This is a genomic window from Deinococcus alpinitundrae (assembly GCF_009982895.1).
GTDB lineage: Bacteria > Deinococcota > Deinococci > Deinococcales > Deinococcaceae > Deinococcus > Deinococcus alpinitundrae.
On record NZ_WXZL01000214.1, the window covers coordinates 1 to 278 of the forward strand.

The window sequence follows — 278 nt, forward strand, 5'->3', positions numbered from 1 at the left end:
TGCTGCAGCGATAAACTTGGTGCCATCCAGCACCGAACCGCCGCCGACCGCCAGCAGGAAGGTCACTTTCTCTTCCCGGGCGAGTTTCACCGCATTCATCAGGGTTTCGTAAGACGGGTTCGGCTCGATGCCGCCAAATTCAAGGACATCTAGGCCATTCAGAGCGGTGAGGACCTGATCCAGGACGCCTGTTTTTTTGACGCTGCCGCCGCCGTAGGTGATCAGTACGCGGGCTTCCGCCGGGATCTGTTCACGCAGCTTTTCAATCGCGCCTTTGC

The 278-nt window shown here is 58.6% G+C and carries 1 protein-coding gene; it reads right to left on the reverse strand.

What is annotated here, in order from left to right:
- Positions 1-278: iron-containing alcohol dehydrogenase (locus GUI70_RS23090; RefSeq protein WP_161884560.1), on the reverse strand; the 278-nt coding region annotated here is incomplete at both ends.